Origin of the sequence: Gardnerella sp. DNF01180P (genome assembly GCF_049244205.1) — a bacterium.
In the GTDB taxonomy this organism is placed as follows: domain Bacteria; phylum Actinomycetota; class Actinomycetes; order Actinomycetales; family Bifidobacteriaceae; genus Bifidobacterium; species Bifidobacterium swidsinskii.
In genome coordinates this window covers 154,534-171,216 of the sequence record NZ_CP058386.1, presented here as the reverse complement: position 1 = coordinate 171,216, position 16,683 = coordinate 154,534, and the positions used below count along the sequence as shown (strand labels likewise).

Annotated in this window: 11 protein-coding genes; 8 read left to right on the top strand and 3 right to left on the bottom strand. The window is 39.6% G+C overall.

The genetic code is table 11. The features are described 5' to 3' along the window. Positions 1–122 precede the first annotated feature (122 nt). The 6 genes from HXT40_RS00720 to trpB all read left to right on the top strand — a co-directional run bounded on the left by HXT40_RS00720 (position 123) and on the right by trpB (position 8,599). Positions 123–3,113, top strand: a complete 2,991-nt coding sequence (locus tag HXT40_RS00720; protein ID WP_416090725.1) for a cation-translocating P-type ATPase — start codon at positions 123–125, stop codon at positions 3,111–3,113. A gap of 297 nt (positions 3,114–3,410) precedes the next feature. After that, on the top strand, positions 3,411–4,397 hold the full coding sequence (locus tag HXT40_RS00715) for a DNA adenine methylase (RefSeq protein ID WP_102703278.1): 987 nt from the start codon (positions 3,411–3,413) through the stop codon (positions 4,395–4,397). Between the two features lie 90 nt (positions 4,398–4,487). After that, on the top strand, positions 4,488–5,366 hold the full coding sequence (locus tag HXT40_RS00710) for a type II restriction endonuclease (RefSeq protein WP_180963727.1): 879 nt from the start codon (positions 4,488–4,490) through the stop codon (positions 5,364–5,366). Beyond that, the gene (locus HXT40_RS00705) at positions 5,363–6,112 is read left to right on the top strand and encodes a TRM11 family SAM-dependent methyltransferase (RefSeq protein WP_233186329.1); all 750 of its coding nucleotides are present in this window, start codon (positions 5,363–5,365) and stop codon (positions 6,110–6,112) included. The genes HXT40_RS00710 and HXT40_RS00705 overlap by 4 nt, the downstream gene beginning before the upstream one ends. Before the next feature lie 136 nt (positions 6,113–6,248). Beyond that, positions 6,249–6,830: a dCTP deaminase gene (gene dcd, locus HXT40_RS00700; RefSeq protein WP_004109442.1), complete on the top strand. Its 582-nt coding sequence runs from the start codon at positions 6,249–6,251 to the stop codon at positions 6,828–6,830. A 575-nt stretch (positions 6,831–7,405) separates the two neighbouring features. Beyond that, complete coding sequence (gene trpB / locus HXT40_RS00695; protein ID WP_416090722.1) at positions 7,406–8,599, top strand: tryptophan synthase subunit beta; 1,194 nt, start codon at positions 7,406–7,408, stop codon at positions 8,597–8,599. 160 nt (positions 8,600–8,759) lie between these two features. Here trpB and HXT40_RS00690 read toward each other — a convergent pair whose 3' ends face one another. The 3 genes from HXT40_RS00690 to ahpC form a co-directional block, all read right to left on the bottom strand. Continuing rightward, entirely contained in the window at positions 8,760–9,662 is a 903-nt protein-coding gene (locus HXT40_RS00690; RefSeq protein ID WP_004109449.1) for a LysR substrate-binding domain-containing protein, read from the bottom strand. Positions 9,663–9,703: 41 nt separating this feature from the next. Then, complete coding sequence (gene ahpF, locus HXT40_RS00685) at positions 9,704–11,377, bottom strand: alkyl hydroperoxide reductase subunit F (RefSeq protein ID WP_102704530.1); 1,674 nt, start codon at positions 11,375–11,377, stop codon at positions 9,704–9,706. A gap of 129 nt (positions 11,378–11,506) precedes the next feature. Continuing rightward, complete coding sequence (gene ahpC / locus HXT40_RS00680) at positions 11,507–12,070, bottom strand: alkyl hydroperoxide reductase subunit C (RefSeq protein ID WP_012913675.1); 564 nt, start codon at positions 12,068–12,070, stop codon at positions 11,507–11,509. Between the two features lie 353 nt (positions 12,071–12,423). Here ahpC and HXT40_RS00675 point away from each other — a divergent pair, with 353 nt between their 5' ends. Further along, positions 12,424–13,602, top strand: a complete 1,179-nt coding sequence (locus HXT40_RS00675) for a lipase family protein (protein ID WP_012913676.1) — start codon at positions 12,424–12,426, stop codon at positions 13,600–13,602. A gap of 345 nt (positions 13,603–13,947) precedes the next feature. Next, a complete protein-coding gene (locus HXT40_RS00670) occupies positions 13,948–16,617 on the top strand; it encodes a Rib/alpha-like domain-containing protein (protein ID WP_410310270.1) in 2,670 nt (889 codons plus the stop codon). Positions 16,618–16,683 lie beyond the last annotated feature (66 nt).

Genomic DNA, 16,683 nt, shown 5'->3' with positions numbered 1-16,683 from the left:
ACTTAATTGTTGCAAACTATTGCAATATTCCACAACCGCGCAATAGTTACAATACGAAGCGCTAAAAATAGCGTTAGCATTGCGATTATTGACTACTCCGCGGCACTCCCAAGGGGGAAGATATGGTTGATCACGCTCTTGATCAATCCAATAAAACAGCTGACTCTTCAGCTAATAGCAAAGATCCATCATTGTGCGATGTTCAGCAAGTAGCTAAATCACTTAACGTAGATATTACATGCGGTTTAAGCTCTGAGGAAGCTGCAAAAAGACTTAATCAATTCGGTCCAAATGCACTTGCTGCTGCTCCTAAAATTCCAGCATGGAAACGGTTCCTTGATCAATTTAAAGATCCGCTCGTTTACTTGCTTATTGCAGCAACTATTATTTCTGCAATTGCGTGGTTTGTTGAGCGCGCACAACATAAAGGAAACAGCGGTGGAGAGATTCTGCCGTTTGATTCAATCGTAATTATCATTATTTTGATTGCAAACGCAGTGCTTGGCTACATTCAAGAGTCGCGAGCAGAAGAAGCAGTCGAAGCTTTAGCTAGAATGAGTGCTCCGCAAACTTCAGTTTTGCGCGATGGTAGCGTGGTGCGCATTAATACTGCAGAAGTTGTGCCAGGCGATATCTTAGTGCTTGGCGAAGGAGATGCCGTGTCTGCAGACGGTCGACTTATAGCAGCGGCTTCATTACGCGTAGCTGAGGCAAGTCTTACAGGCGAATCTGTTGCAGTAAGCAAACGTCCGAATACGCTTTCGTCTGCAAAAGCTTTAGGCGATCGCACAAATATGGTTTTCAACGGAACTGCTGTTACGCAAGGAACCGGTCGCGCTGTAGTCACCTCTACAGGTATGCGCACACAAGTTGGCAAAATCGCGGATATGCTTTCAAAATCAGATGACGAAGCAACACCTCTCGAGAAAGAAATGGTACACGTTTCTAAAGTTCTTGGAATTGCGGTGTGCATTATTGCAGCTGTTGTTCTTGCTTCCATGTGGCTGATTGAAGGCTTCCACAGTATTCAAGATATTATTGATTCTCTGCTGCTTTCTGTTTCCCTAGCTGTTGCTGCTGTTCCAGAAGGTTTAGCTGCGATTTTGACAGTAGTTCTTGCGCTTGGCGTGCAACGAATGGTGAAGCATCATGCTGTTGTAAAAAAGCTTTCATCCGTGGAAACACTTGGTTCTGCTTCTGTTATTTGCTCCGATAAAACAGGCACCTTAACTCGAAACGAGATGACTGTTGAACGCGTAGTAACACCTAGCGGCGAAGTTCAGCTTACAGGAAGCGGTTACAAGCCTGAAGGACGCATGATATTAATTGGTTCTGCGGATGCAGATTTAGCAGTACCACAAAATCTTGCTACAGAAGTATTAGGCGCGTTAGGCTCCGGATGTTTGGCTAACGACGGCGATTTGCATTATGACGAAACTACTAAAAGTTGGCAGCCCGTGGGAGACCCTACAGAAGTTTCGCTAATAGTAGCAGCTCGTAAAACAAAAGCGGACAAACGTTACGCTCATTTGACTCGAGTTGCGGAAGTACCTTTTACTTCTGAACGCAAACGTATGTCTGTTGTTGTTAAAGATGGTTCGGATTCTGGAAATCTGATTGTTTGCGCTAAGGGCGCTCCGGACGTGCTGCTTTCTTATTGCACGCGTATTGCAGTAGCTGGTGCCGTGCGTCCGCTTACTGACGGCGATCGCGAAGATATTTTAGCAACTGTTGAACGTCTTTCTGGAGAAGCCTACCGCACGCTTGGAATGGCTTATAGGCCGCTTGGAGTCGATAGTCTTTCAAAAGTTGATGGCATGGTTTCTAACGCTGCAGGTCAAATCGCGGACGTTGCGGAACAAAGTGACGTACTAGAATCTGATTTGATTTGGAATGGTATGGTTGGAATTATTGATCCTCCGCGAATTGAAGTTCGAGATAGTGTAGCTCAAGCTCATCGCGCTGGAATCCGTACTGTTATGATTACAGGCGACCATCCTCTTACGGCTACGCGTATTGCTCGAGATCTTGGAATTATTGGAAAAGATGAGCATGCACTTACAGGCGACGAACTTGACGAATTGCTTTCACGCAACGACGATAATATTGCTTTTGATGAAGCTATCAGTAAAACTAGCGTGTACGCGCGAGTAGCCCCTGAGCACAAGTTAGCTATCGTTTCTTCGCTTCAACGTCAAGGAAACATTGTTGCTATGACTGGTGACGGCGTAAACGATGCTCCAGCCGTAAAGTCTGCCGATATTGGCGTTGCTATGGGCATTACTGGTACAGAAGTAACTAAAGAGTCTGCCAAGATGATTTTGGCTGACGATAACTTCTCTACAATTGTTGCAGCAGTGCGCGAAGGTCGCGGAATTTTCGACAATATTCGTAAATTCTTGCGATACTTGCTCAGTTCTAACGTTGGCGAAGTTTGTACTGTTTTCGGCGGCGTTGTTTTCGCTGGCGCACTGGGAATTACACAGCCAAACTCTGTTGGTGTAACTTTGCCTTTGCTTGCAACTCAGCTTTTGTGGATTAACTTGCTTACGGATGCAGCTCCTGCACTCGCGATGGGCGTTGATCCGCAAACTGACGACGTAATGGATCGAAAGCCCCGAAAGCTTACCGATAGCGTTATTGACCGACGAATGTGGGGAGATATTGTATTTATCGGCATAATCATGGCTGCTATTACGTTAATCGGTATGGATATGCATTTGGCAGGCGGATTCTTTACAGACCGTTCTGTTGGAATTATGGATCACGCTGCTCAGCTTACTCACGCTCGCACAATGGGCTTTACAATTCTTGTGTTTGCGCAAATGCTGAATGCGTTAGCATCTCGTTCAGACTCACAAAGCGTATTTGTAGGCTTATTTGCAAATCGTTGGCTTTGGGGTGCTATAGCAGTTTCTATTGTGCTTCAGTTGGCTGTAATTTACATACCGTTCTTGAATGAGCCATTTGGCACTGTTCCTTTGAGTGTAACGGAATGGTTCGAGTGCCTTGGTCTTTCAATGGTCGTGTTAATTGCTTCCGAATTGCGTAAATGCGTGCTTCGTTTCATTGCAAAACGTAAAGCAGCGAACGCCTTAACTATTGCCGCTTAATAAAATACATTATTAAGCTGTTTTGCAAATACGCGGTACAGTACGTAGTTTTTTACATAACCTACGTTTCTGTGCCGCGTTTTGTGTTTTTATTGTTTTCATATTTCTTTATAAACTACAGATATAAAAACTAAAGTTATCCACAATTTTTATATTTTATTGATATTGAAACATTTACTTATAAAGTAATATTCAACAATTGAATTTAAAGGGAAATATTTTTACATAAAACATATTCTATTGTGAAATATCTGATATAGGGAAAATAAAACGTATGCTTTTGGGGGAGAAACAATTATGAGTGTTGGAAATAAGCTAAATCTTATTTGTAAAGCTGATAGTACAATAGTTGAACAAGGGAAATTGAATATATTAGGCTTGGAGAATTTGATTAAAGTGGCACAACTAAAACCTTTTTTGAAGTGGGCCGGTGGGAAAAGTCAACTTCTTAATGAAATTAAGAAGTACTATAGATTTACAAATTCAGAAGTTACCAAGTATGCAGAACCATTTATTGGCGGCGGAGCTGTGCTATTTGATATTTTAAGCCTGTACGATTTACAAGAAGTGTACATAAGCGACATTAACGCTGATCTTATTAATACTTATAAAGTAATTCGAGATAATATCGAGGAGCTGATTATTTCTCTTAAAAAGTTATCAAACGAATTTTTGCCATTAAATACGCCTGCACGCAAGGAATATTACTTAAGTAAGCGAGAATTATTTAATTCTATCGGTTCTGGAGATTCGTCAGAAAATACCCTAAAAGCAGCACTAATGATTTTCCTTAATAAAACTTGCTTTAATGGATTATTTAGAGTGAATAAAAAAGGACATTTTAATGTCCCAATGGGTATGTACAAAAATCCGCTAATTTGCGACGAAGATAATTTAAGGGCGATTTCTAAAAAATTGCAAAATGTAACAATCGTGTGCGGAGATTACAAGGAATCAGCCGATTTTATTGATGAGCATACTTTTGTTTACTTTGATCCACCATACAGACCAATTACAAAAACAGCGAATTTTACAGCCTATACAAGCCAATCTTTTGATGATAAAAATCAGGTAGAGCTTGCTAATTTTGTATCTCTTTTAGATAAAAAAGGCGCGAAAATAGTTGTTAGCAATTCAGATCCAAAAAATACTAATTACGCAGATAACTTCTTTGACGAAATTTACTCTTCATGCTCTATTAAACGCGTTGACGCTACCAGGATGATTAACAGCAAATCGGAAGGTCGCGGAAAAATAAAAGAACTATTGATATCGAATTTCTAGTTAATTTTGTTGAACAATAATTTGGTTCATAAAAGTAATTGCGCTTACGGAAATAATCGTTATCACAAGAAATAGTTATGGAGAAACATTATGGAACGAAATTTTAACAATTGGCTTTCAACATTTCGCGAAAGCATTGCAACATATGATTTTTATGTAGATTTTCACAAAGTCTACTCTAATGTTGATTCAATAAAAGTTGAATTAAATATATTGAATTCACTTATTGGTTCACAAAATATCGAAAAAGATTTTGACGGATTACTAGTTAAATATCCAGAAGTAATAAAGTGTGTGCCAATACTTTTGGCTGTTAGATCCTACGAAATATACTGCCAAGATAATAGTGAAAATAATACTTTTTATTTTGATCCTAAAAGATTCAGTTCATTATCACAACTTGAACGCGAAAAATATAAATACTTTATGCGTAAAACTGGATTATTTGAGCTTTTACAGCATCATATTGTTACAAATCTAGTTGATTATGTCACGGGTATTGAAACAGGTCTTGATTCTAATGGAAGAAAGAATCGAGGCGGTCATCTTATGGAAGATCTTGTGGAAAGCTTCATACAATCTGCAGGATTCGTAAAAAATGAAAATTATTTTAAAGAAATGTATATTCATGAAATTTCTGATAAATGGAATGTCGATCTTTCATCAATTTCAAATCAAGGAAAAATGGAAAAACGATTTGATTTTATTGTAAAAACAGACAGAACAGTGTACGGGATAGAGACAAATTTCTACAGCACAGGAGGAAGCAAACTAAATGAAACTTCTAGAAGCTATAAAACACTCGCACTAGAAAGCAAAGATATAAAAGGCTTTACATTCGTATGGTTTACAGACGGCAAGGGGTGGGAAAGCGCGCGTAATAATCTTGAAGAAACCTTTGATGTCATGCCAAATCTTTACAACATTTACGATATGGAACATAACATTATGAAGGAGATTTTTAGGTGACTCAGAATCATATAGCGCGCTGGGAACCAGATGATTTTGAACTGGAAATGACCACTCACTGGTCATTCCCGAACAGAGGAAACTGGGCTACTCATGACGCAAAGTGGCGCGGGAACTGGTCGCCTTATGTTGTTAGGAATCTTCTTTTGAGATACTCTTCAGAAAACGATTTAGTACTAGATCAATTCGTTGGCGGAGGCACAACACTTGTGGAAGCAAAGTTGCTTAACAGGAATATCATCGGTGTGGATGTTAATGATTTAGCGCTTAATAGGTGCAACGAAAAAGTAGATTTTGAACACGAAGGAGCTAACGGAAAGGTTTTCATTAAAAAAGGAGACGCTAGAAATCTAGATTTTCTAGATAATGAAAGCATTGATTTTGTCTGCACTCACCCACCATATGCAAATATAATTAAATATAGCGAATGCATTCCAGATGATTTATCGCTTTTGGACATTAATCCATTTTTAGACGAAATGAAAAAAGTAGCATCTGAAAGCTATAGAGTTCTAAAGTCTGGGAAGTTTTGTGCGATATTGATGGGAGACACAAGGCGAAAAGGTTGCATGATACCTATGTCGTTTGAAGTAATGAAAATATTTCAAAATGTAGGATTTACGCTCAAAGAAATAATCATTAAGGAACAGCATAACTGTAAAGCAACTGGGTATTGGAAGACAAATAGTATCAAGTATAATTTTTTGCTTATTGCTCATGAATATTTATTTGTTTTCAGGAAATAGCTTGCAGAATACTCACAGACCGCGGCACGCGCTACAATTGTGCGTATTGTATTTTTCGCGCAAAATAGCAATAAATATTTCGTGCGAACAATGAAGTTACTGATGTATAAGCTTTATTGCAAGGAGATTTGACGTCATGCTGTTGTCTGATCACGACATTCTCAAAGCTCATGATGAGGGTCATATTGATTTGACCCCATGGACCCCGGAAATGGTACAGCCTGCGTCGATTGACGTGCGCCTCGACCGTTTTTTCCGCTTATTTAACAACCATGCTTACACGTATGTTGATCCTGCAGAAAATCAGGGTGAACTTACAGAACAGTTCGAGGTAGCTCCTGACGAGCCATGGATTCTTCATCCTGGAGAGTTCGCACTCGGCGCTACGTGGGAGTATGTAAAACTTGACGCTACTATTGCTGCACGTTTGGAAGGCAAAAGCTCGCTTGGTCGTCTTGGTATTTTGACACATTCCACAGCTGGCTTCATTGATCCAGGTTTTGAAGGTCATATTACTTTGGAGCTTTCAAACGTTAGCACTTTGCCAGTTAAACTTTGGCCTGGCATGAAGATTGGTCAAATGTGTTTCTTCCAGTTAAGCTCACCATGTGAAAACCCATACGGTTCAGCCGTTAACGGATCGCACTATCAAGGTCAGCGCGGTCCAACTCCGTCACGTTCGTATGAGCATTTCTATCGCGCTGATTTAAGCGAATAATATTTTTAGAAAAATGATTCCGTTTTTAGAAAAGTAATTCCTAAAATAGCAAGATTTAGAAGAAAAGTAGATAATTCTCAGGTAATTATCAGTTAGCGTTACTGTTCTGCTCAGAATAGTGTGATTATATAATATTGTCGACAAAAAGACAGGTGCAGAGCACCTAAAACTTATTCTTTTCTTCTCTCCTTTATTCCCCCGGCGCATGGACGCCGGGGTTAAATTTTTTCTGCACGAAACGCCGAATTAACACTAAAAGGTTGACATTGTCACAGCTAAGGCTAAACTTGTGCAACAAGATTGGAGGTTGATGAACATGAATACTCGTTTCTGGCGCAGCTGGCGTAGTTAAAAGCGAGTTCACATATCGGTGTGGGCTTGCTGATTTTAAACAATCAACGGGGCTATGCCGGATTCATCATCAACATTATTTGAGCTGAATGGCATATAAGCTGCCATCCAGCTTTTTTGTTATCTGAGCACACGCCCTTCAAATTTACAGAATAATCAACATAAAAATAATAAAGAACAAACTTAATGCCGATTTCCTCGGCACGCACAAGAAGGGCAAAATTATGGTAAACGCAGTTGAACAAAACATGTATTACGGTGAATTTGGCGGACAGTACGTACCAGATATGATTCGTCCAGCACTCGACGCAGTAGCAGCAGCTTACTTACAATACAAAGACGATCCAGAGTTCCGCAATGAATTAGCTGGATTATTAAAAGATTACGACGGTCGCGAAACACCTTTATACTATGCTGAATCTTTCACAAAATATTTAGGCGGCGCAAAAGTATATTTAAAGCGCGAAGATTTAAACCATCTCGGCGCTCACAAAATGAATAATGTTCTCGGACAAATTTTACTCGCTCAGCGCATGGGTAAAAAGCGCATTATCGCTGAAACCGGAGCCGGTCAGCATGGCGTTGCCACTGCTGCTGCAGCAGCACGATTCGGTATGGAATGCGAAATTTTTATGGGCGCACTTGATTGCGAACGCCAAAAACTTAACGTTTTTAGAATGACTTTGCTCGGTGCAAAAGTTCATGCTGTTCAAGAAGGCACAAAAACTTTAAAAGATGCTGTAACTGCAGCATTTATGGATTATGCACAGCACTTGGATGATACCTTCTACATCGTTGGTTCCGCAGTGGGACCTTACCCTTATCCACAAATGGTTCGCGATTTTCAAAGCGTTATTAGCAAAGAGTCGAGAAGGCAAATCCTAGAAAAGGAAGGCAGATTGCCGAATGCTGTAATTGCTTGCATTGGTGGCGGTTCTAATGCAATTGGTTCTTTTGCAGCATATATTGAGGATCTGTCTGTACGATTGATTGGTGCTGAAGGCGCAGGTAAAGGCGCTGATACTCCTCAAAATGCTGCTACTATGACGAATGGAAAAGTTGGCATTACGGATGGCATGAAAACTTATGTTCTTATGGATGATGACGGTAACGAGCTTCCGGCCTACTCTATTTCTGCGGGATTGGATTACCCTGGAGTCGGCCCAGAACACTCATATTTAAAGGATTCTGGTCGCGCAGAATACTACGCAATCACTGATGATGAAGCAGTTCAAGCTTTTCGCGCACTTTCTAGAGTTGAAGGAATCATCCCAGCTTTGGAAAGCTCACATGCAATAGCACAAGCTATGAAGATGGTTCCAAAGATGAGTAAGGATGACATTGTTTTAGTAACAGTTTCCGGCCGTGGAGATAAGGATGTGAATCAAGTAGCACGCTATCTTGGAATTGAATTATAAATCATTAATTTAGCAACAAATAAAACACAGCAAATAAAACGAGGCAGATAATTCTCAAAATAAAGTGAGAATAAAAAGTAAGAGAAGAAGAATACGGCACTTCTGTAGCTAACTTAGCAAACAGAAGTGCCTATTTTTATTTTTAAACAGAATATCCTACTTATTTTTTATGCAAATCAGAGCATGCTGAACTAATTATTGTGCACAATCCTTCCATAATTTTGTCTACTGGAGAAGCTGCGCGCCAATTCAAATATAACGATCGATAAGGTTTAGGATTCTTAAACTCACGCAACATCAAACCAACTGGTTGCACAATTGGAGGTACAGTTGCAAGACGCGGCAATAATGTCACATCTTTGCTACCTACAACCATATATCGCAAAGTTTCTAACGACGTTGCCCTAAATTCTGATTGCTTCGCCCCCACTTTTTGGCATACATCGAGCATGCTTCTACGCATACAATGCCCATCTTCTAGTAAAAGCACTTTCTGAGTAGACAAATCTGAAAGTTCAATTGGTTTACTCTCGTGTCCTAGCAAAGAATTTGTAGAAGTCGCAAGAAGAAAATCTTCGTCAAAAACATGACACACTTTTATTGAAGGCGCATTCAAACTTTCGCTTAATATAACTGCGTCGACTTGACCACTATCTAGCAAATCAATAAGTTTCGCTGATTTTTCTTCTATAAAACGAATAGTAAGTTTTGGTTTTAAACGCCTGAGTGCAGGCATAATTCTTGGAAGTAAGTATGGTCCTAACGTTGGGAACACACCCAAAACTACTGTAGATGACCATGGATCTTCTGAGCGTCTTGCAGCTTGTCGAATACGTGACATATCTGCCTGAATACGTTTAGCGTAATAAACCACTTCCCTCCCAGCAGGAGTTAAGATTTGTTTCCCGGGAGTGCGCTCAATAAGTTCTACGTCTAAAGTCTCTTCAAGTTTTTTAATTTGCGTTGAAAGAGTAGGCTGAGAGACGCGCATACGAACAGCCGCCTTGGTAAAGCTTCCTTCTTGTGCAAAAGCTATTAGATATTCTAACGCTCTAATATTCATAAGACGCCCCCCATTGTTTATTGCATAATAAATTTTATAAATTATTTATTTTGCGGGCTGCGGATAAGATAGTCAAATGCAGATAACGCAGCATTGGCTCCAGAACCATACGCTGTAACAATCTGCTTATACGGTTCGTCTGAACAATCTCCAGCAGCAAAAACACCCGGAGTATCAGTGCATCCAGCGCGATTCGTAATAATTTCTCCTCGATTATTGAGAGAAATATTATTTACAAGCCAACGAGTATTCGGAGCTAAACCAATTTGCACAAAAACCCCATCGGTTTCAACAATATGTTCTCTGTTTTCATCATCGTCTGCTTTATTGCGATCTATGTAACGTATTGCAGTAACTTTACTACCATTACCTTCAATACTACTTACGGCAGCACTCGTAATAACTTCAGCGTTAGGTAATTTATGCAAAGTATTAAGCAATACTTGATCAGCTTTAAGCACATCCATGAACTCAACCACCGTCACATGTTTTGCAACTCCTGCTAAATCAATAGCAGCTTCAACACCAGAATTTCCGCCGCCAACAACGACAACATTCTTATCTTTGAAAAGTGGGCCGTCGCAATGAGGGCAGAATGATACGCCTCTATTCCTATACTCATCTTCTCCAGGAACGCCCAACGTACGCCAAGTCGCGCCAGTTGCAATAATCACTGCACGCGCTTTCAAAGATCCGCCAGAACGCGCATGAATAGTATGTAACCCATATGGTTCCTTAGATAAATCGAGCGAGTCTGCCCAATCAGGAGTAAATACGTCAATATCGTATTGCGAAATATGCTTAGTTAAATCTGCTGCTAGTTGAGAACCAGTCGTATGCGTTTGGGAAATATGATTTTCAATACTTTCAGTTTCTACAACCTGTCCGCCACGATGATCCATAATCATAGCTGTACGCAAACCCTTACGAGCAGTGTAAATTGCGGCAGCAGAAGCAGCAGGACCGCCGCCAGCAATAACAATATCGTATGGATTTTGCGAATTCATTTTTTCTGCGAGCGCAACATTTGCCGAAGAAACGCTATTACCATTATTGCCATTCTCATTTTGCTCAACAGATTTTTCTTGTTCTGCGAGCACAGATACAAGTTCGTCAATTCCTGCCCGTCCGGAGGAAATAAGTTTGCCATTTTCAAAAACTGCTGGCACGCTCATTACACCGAGTTTATCTACTTCTTCACGGAAAGCGCTACCTTCAACTACAGTATGCTGGATTTTAGGGTTAATAATAGAAATGGTGTTAAGCGATTGCACAACTTCTGGGCAATTCAGGCAAATTACCGACATGTATGTTGTCACATTGTGTGAACCAAGCTTTAGTATTGCATCGCGTTGCTCATCACTAATTTTTGGCGCATAGCCACTTACTTGTAGAAGTGCTAGTACTAAAGAGCTGAATTCGTGCCCTAAAGGCAATCCCGCAAAACTAACCGATACAGTAGATTCTCCATTTACTGGATTATCTAGTTTTCTACGCAATTCAAAGCTTGGCTTACGCTTTACATTGCTAATTTCATTATTATTTACTTCAGAAATACTGATTTTGTCACTTTGCTGAGATACTTCTTCCAGTAAGGATTTAACTTTTTGAGATGTTTCAGAATTATCAACGTAAGAAATGATTTCTATTTTAGATACCATCTTTTTTAGTAATTCTGAAAGCTGAGCAGTTAATGATGCATTCAACAAAGACATAGTTTACTTCCTTCCGCAATTTTAGTCACAAGCAAAAATAAGAGAAATGCGTAGGAAACTATGAACGTAGCTCCCTACGCATTGAGATGATTCTTTAAAAAAATATTCTTTAATATTTAATTGCAAAAATCAGATTTTGCCGACTAAATCGATAGAAGGTTCCAAGGTTTCTTCGCCCTGCTCCCATTTTGCTGGGCAAACTTCGCCTGGGTGCGCTGCAATATACTGTGCTGCTTTAACTTTACGAAGCAGCTCGTCGGCGTTACGACCAATTCCGTCTGCGGTCATCTCAAAGAACTGAATCACACCTTGCGGATTCACGAGGAATGTAGCTCGGTGAGCTAAACCGGATTCTTGATTCCAAGCGTCAAAATTACGCGAAAGAGCTCCGGAAGGATCACCCAACATAGTGTACTTTACTTTTGCAATTGCTTCAGAATCGTCATGCCATGCTTTGTGTACAAAATGTGTATCCGTAGAGACTGAGTAAACTTCAACGCCTAGCTTTTGCAATTCCTCATAGTGGTTTGCAAGATCTTCCAATTCAGTTGGGCATACGAATGAAAAATCAGCTGGATAGAAGAAGAAAATTGCCCATTTGCCAAGAACATCAGTATCACTTACTTCAACAAATTCGCCATTCTTATAACCATTTACTTTGAATGGAAGAATATGTGTGTTCATTAAACTCATATCATTCTCCTAAATAGGTCATTTGCGCCTTCGTTGCGCTTTTATTTTCATTATTAAGAATAGATTATGGCTATTGATAATTCTAGTTATATAGATGTTTTCTATGACTCTTATACACATCGTCAATGATTTTAGTAAACAAAAAAGGAGCAACAACATTTATTTAGAAGTATGGACTTTTGTTTATGTAGACTATACAATTGATGAACTGTGTAGAATAGCAATTGTGGCGGCAAAATAAATTTCGATTAATTTATATAACGCACGTAGTTAACAAAGAGGTGCTACAAATCGTAAACAGTCGTCCTATACATTTGTTGACTACAAAACTAAACAAAATATGGGAGGATACTATGAAACGCAATGCAGTAACAGGGTTTTTAACTAGCCTATGCATGCTCTTGAGCCTATCTGCTTTCGCAATGCCAGCAATGGCAACAACCGCAGATAATTATGCAAAAACTCCACTTACTGCTGAAACAGCTAAACAAATCGCAAATGGAACTATAGGCTTAGATTTACCTGGGGCTTTGGATATGTCTTTATATCACAAGAAGCCTCTTGATCCACAAGCTGATTTAGATGGTGACGGCTTAACTAATAGTCAGGAAATTTACACTTACACTAAAGACGGTAAGACTTATTATGGGTACAATTCTCACCCTATGATGAACGATACCGATGGCGATGGTATTCCAGATAATCAAGACAGCAATCCTCGCAGGTGGGATATTAGTCCTCGCGATATGGCTTTATTCTCTGAACTTTCTTATCGAGATGATAATTACATAAATAAGGTACTCGATTACACTAAACCGCTTCACGACATTTACAAAAATCGCAGTGAGTACCGCCTTATGCACAACGAGCTTGCACCATTCTGGAAAGTTAAGGAAACCTACCACAAAAGGGGAGGATTTGATGCTGTTTTGTTTGAAAATGTAAGTCCATACCCATTCTTAGAACAAGGCACTGTTCAAGTACTAGCAATTCGTGGAACTTCCCAATTTAATGATTACGATGATGATTTTGCAATAGCTGTAGGTCATAACCCAGATCAAGCTAAAGATGTTGAGCAGTTGATTGAGCGTTATGGTCGCGAAAATACTGTTAGCAATTTGTATATTACCGGACATTCCCTCGGAGGATATCTTGCACAGCGTGCTTTAATTCGTGCTAAAGGCAAAGGCTACAACTGGATTAAGAAAATTTACACATTCAATTCACCACAAATTTGGGGAAATATTTTCAACCGTTGGTTGCGTGCCGTCGCCAATACTGGCGATAAGCTCACTCGAGAAGGTTACGCTGTTCATTACAAAGTAGACAACGACAAGGTTATTCGTTCTGTTGGCAATTTTGCTGGAGCTATAAGCGTCAGCAATTCTGCGCAAGGACATAGCTCTCGAAGCTATCTTGAGGCCCGTATGAACAATTTCCCAGGTTTCACCGTAGGTACTAGAGGAGATATTTCTGGCACTGGACGTTGGATGGAAGAACTTAACAACTTCTACGATGTTCGCACGTTCTAATTACTGCTAATTAATGATTATTAATTAGCACCAGCAATAGATAGCTATCTCGTGTAATTTATTAACAATAAGCTAAGTGCTGATTTACCGATGATTCATTAATATCACAAGTAGCTCAGTGCTTTTCCTATATCAATTAATCTAATGAAATTCTTTCCTATTACACCGCATCAGCTTAAGTATTAACTTTTGGTACTTATTAAAATTATCTGATTCAACTAGATACAATTTTATAAAGTTGTTAAATCTGATAAAACCAACACGTTGAGCTAAATCTGTTGTGCTGCTCGCAAAAATATTTTCAAAATAAAGTAGAAGTCTGTACAAAAAGTAAGGAATAGCAGTATGAGAAAAGTAAGTACCGTTCACACAATTAGTGGAATTGTATTAACTTTTGGTTTGATCATTTCATCGCTGGTTTACATACCTTCGCTAGCAACAACCGCAGCGGCAGAAGAAACATCACCAGTGCACGTACCTCTTACCGCACAAACCGCTCACGACATTTCTACTGGTCGAATTCGTTTGGAAAATAATCAGATTGATTCTTTGCTTTACCATAAAGCCGCGCTAGATCCAGATCAAGATAGCGACGGCGACGGTCTGAAGAACAGCGAAGAGCTTTACACTTACGTAAAAAACGGACGCACATATTACGGATATAATTCGCATCCACTTATTAAGGACACCGACGGCGACGGATTAGATGACAAAAACGATAGCAATCCTCGCAGGTGGGATATTAGCCCTCGCGATATGGCGCTTTTTATGGAGCTTGTGTATAGGGAAGACAGCTACGTCAAAGAAGTACTTGACTACTCAAAACCGCTCAGGATTATTTATGAAAATCGCAATGAGTACCGCCTTATGCACAACGAGCTTGCACCATTCTGGAAAGTTAAGGAAACCTACCACTTCGGGAGTGGGTTTGACGCTATCCTTTTTGAAAATGTGAATCCTGCGTACCCATTTATTAAGCAAAACGGCGTGCAAGTATTAGCAATTCGCGGCACTAAAGGCGCAACAGATGTATGGAATGATGTCTTGCTTGGAACTGGCTCAAACCCAGGCCAAGCTGCTGATATAGATAAATTAATTGATGAATATAAACAAAAGAACACTGTAAGCAATTTATATGTTACAGGTCACTCTTTAGGTGGGTACTTAGCACAAAGAGCCTTAATTCGAGCTAAAAGTAGTGGCGCAACTTTTAATATTAAAGCTTATACTTTTAACGCTCCGAGAATCAAAGGTAATATATTCAACAGATGGCTTTGGGAAACATCTGATTTTGGCGATAAACTAACTAAAGAAGGTTATGCCGTTCATTATAAAGTTGATAACGATACAGTAATAGGCGGAATAGGAAATTTCGAAGGTGCAATAAGCATAGGAAGATCTGGAGAAGGTCACGGATCTCGTAGTTACTTTGAGCCTAGAATGGATAGTTTCAAAGGATTCACAGTTGGCGAACGCAATAAAATTGAGGGAACCGGTCGCAAAATTGATGCACTCGACGGATTAGTTAACGAGCCAGTTATTAAAACTGACGAACAAGCTTTCGAACCTAAAATTACGAATATTGACATTATGGAAAATGATCCATTGCCAAAAGGCACAACAATAAAGCATCTTCTTAATCCTAACGATATACCGCAAGGCTCTACCATTACAGACATTACAGAATACGACAAAATTGACACTTCTCAATGCGGCAACTACGAAGGGAAAATACTACTCGTACTATCTGGTAGAATATTAGAAACTATTATAGTTCCAATAACTATTCATAAACGATTGGCTAATATCGAGGAACTTCCAAATGTTACTGCTGAATCCGGCAAGAAAATAGAAGTCAAAAAAGACAATAAAATCCCCGATAATTTCGACTTCAAACCATACTTAAAAAACTTACCAGAAAACAGCACAGTACAAGTTGTAAAACAACCAAACACAACAAACACTGGAGAAACAACATTTATTGTAGAAATAACCTTTGCAAACAAAGCAAAACAGAAAGTAACTCTTAAAGCTCACATTGTAGAAATCATTCCAGCAACACCACTAAACCCAGCTAAAAAGAGTATTACGTGGTCCGAGTTAATTCCTGCAAAGAAATCAACACCATGGACCGAGCTAACACCAGCGACGCCAGTGACACCAACTCCAACACCAACTCCCGTACCTCCGACACCTGTACCACCAACACCGGAACCAACGCCTGCGCCTAAACCAGAGTCACAACCTGTTCCACCAACACCAGAATCTCATTCTGACAACAGTGAACACTCTAGCAATGGCGAACCTGATAAGTCTGCAAATAGCACAACCCCACAGACTAATAAGTTCGATCAAGACCATAAGGAAATTCCAAGCATGGGATTTCCCGAACCAACACATCCTTCCAAAACTCTACAAACTCCTGCAGTTAGTAACGATTCTATGCGCGAAAACCACATAGAGCTTAACGCAAACTCAGAATCACACACATTACAGCAACAGATTCCATCAGCACCAAAGAGTATTGCAGATTTACTTCCAGCGTTGTGCAACACTCTCACCGTCGGGAATAATAACATTGCTTATGCGGGAAAAAATAACCATATCACTGTTACAGTAAATGCAACATCAGAATTCATGCGCAGATTACAACTAGAAAAAGCAGTAAAAGCTTATGCCTACATATATTCCAACCCTAAACTTCTTTATAGCGCAAATGGAATGAAATATGTAACAGTTCACATTAATGAATATGGCAGAATTGTATTCGACGTAGTTATCCCAGAAGAATATAAAGGCAATCATACGATTGTCCTTATTGACGAAAACGGTAAACAAGTTGCGTGGACGAATACTTTAGTAAAGAAAGACCCTCATTTACACAAACAATCCACAATAGCCAATAATGCACTCCCTCGTACTGGAATACAAATAATTCCAATTGTACTTAGCGTTGCATTAATGCTGTTTGTTAGCACAATCGTGACAATTGCAAGAAAAAGAAAGTTTAACTAACGCGTAAGTTGTAGTTTTTATACATCCAATGTACAAAAACTACAACTTATACAATTTTACAATCTG

Coding starts and splice junctions, on each gene's coding strand:
- HXT40_RS00690 (WP_004109449.1), bottom strand. CDS start 9,662: ATGAATATTAGAGCGTTAGAATATCTAATAGCTTTTGCACAAGAAGGA.
- ahpC (WP_012913675.1), bottom strand. CDS start 12,070: ATGAGTTTAATGAACACACATATTCTTCCATTCAAAGTAAATGGTTAT.
- HXT40_RS00670 (WP_410310270.1), top strand. CDS start 13,948: ATGAGAAAAGTAAGTACCGTTCACACAATTAGTGGAATTGTATTAACT.
- HXT40_RS00720 (WP_416090725.1), top strand. CDS start 123: ATGGTTGATCACGCTCTTGATCAATCCAATAAAACAGCTGACTCTTCA.
- HXT40_RS00710 (WP_180963727.1), top strand. CDS start 4,488: ATGGAACGAAATTTTAACAATTGGCTTTCAACATTTCGCGAAAGCATT.
- HXT40_RS00715 (WP_102703278.1), top strand. CDS start 3,411: ATGAGTGTTGGAAATAAGCTAAATCTTATTTGTAAAGCTGATAGTACA.
- HXT40_RS00675 (WP_012913676.1), top strand. CDS start 12,424: ATGAAACGCAATGCAGTAACAGGGTTTTTAACTAGCCTATGCATGCTC.
- ahpF (WP_102704530.1), bottom strand. CDS start 11,377: ATGTCTTTGTTGAATGCATCATTAACTGCTCAGCTTTCAGAATTACTA.
- dcd (WP_004109442.1), top strand. CDS start 6,249: ATGCTGTTGTCTGATCACGACATTCTCAAAGCTCATGATGAGGGTCAT.
- trpB (WP_416090722.1), top strand. CDS start 7,406: ATGGTAAACGCAGTTGAACAAAACATGTATTACGGTGAATTTGGCGGA.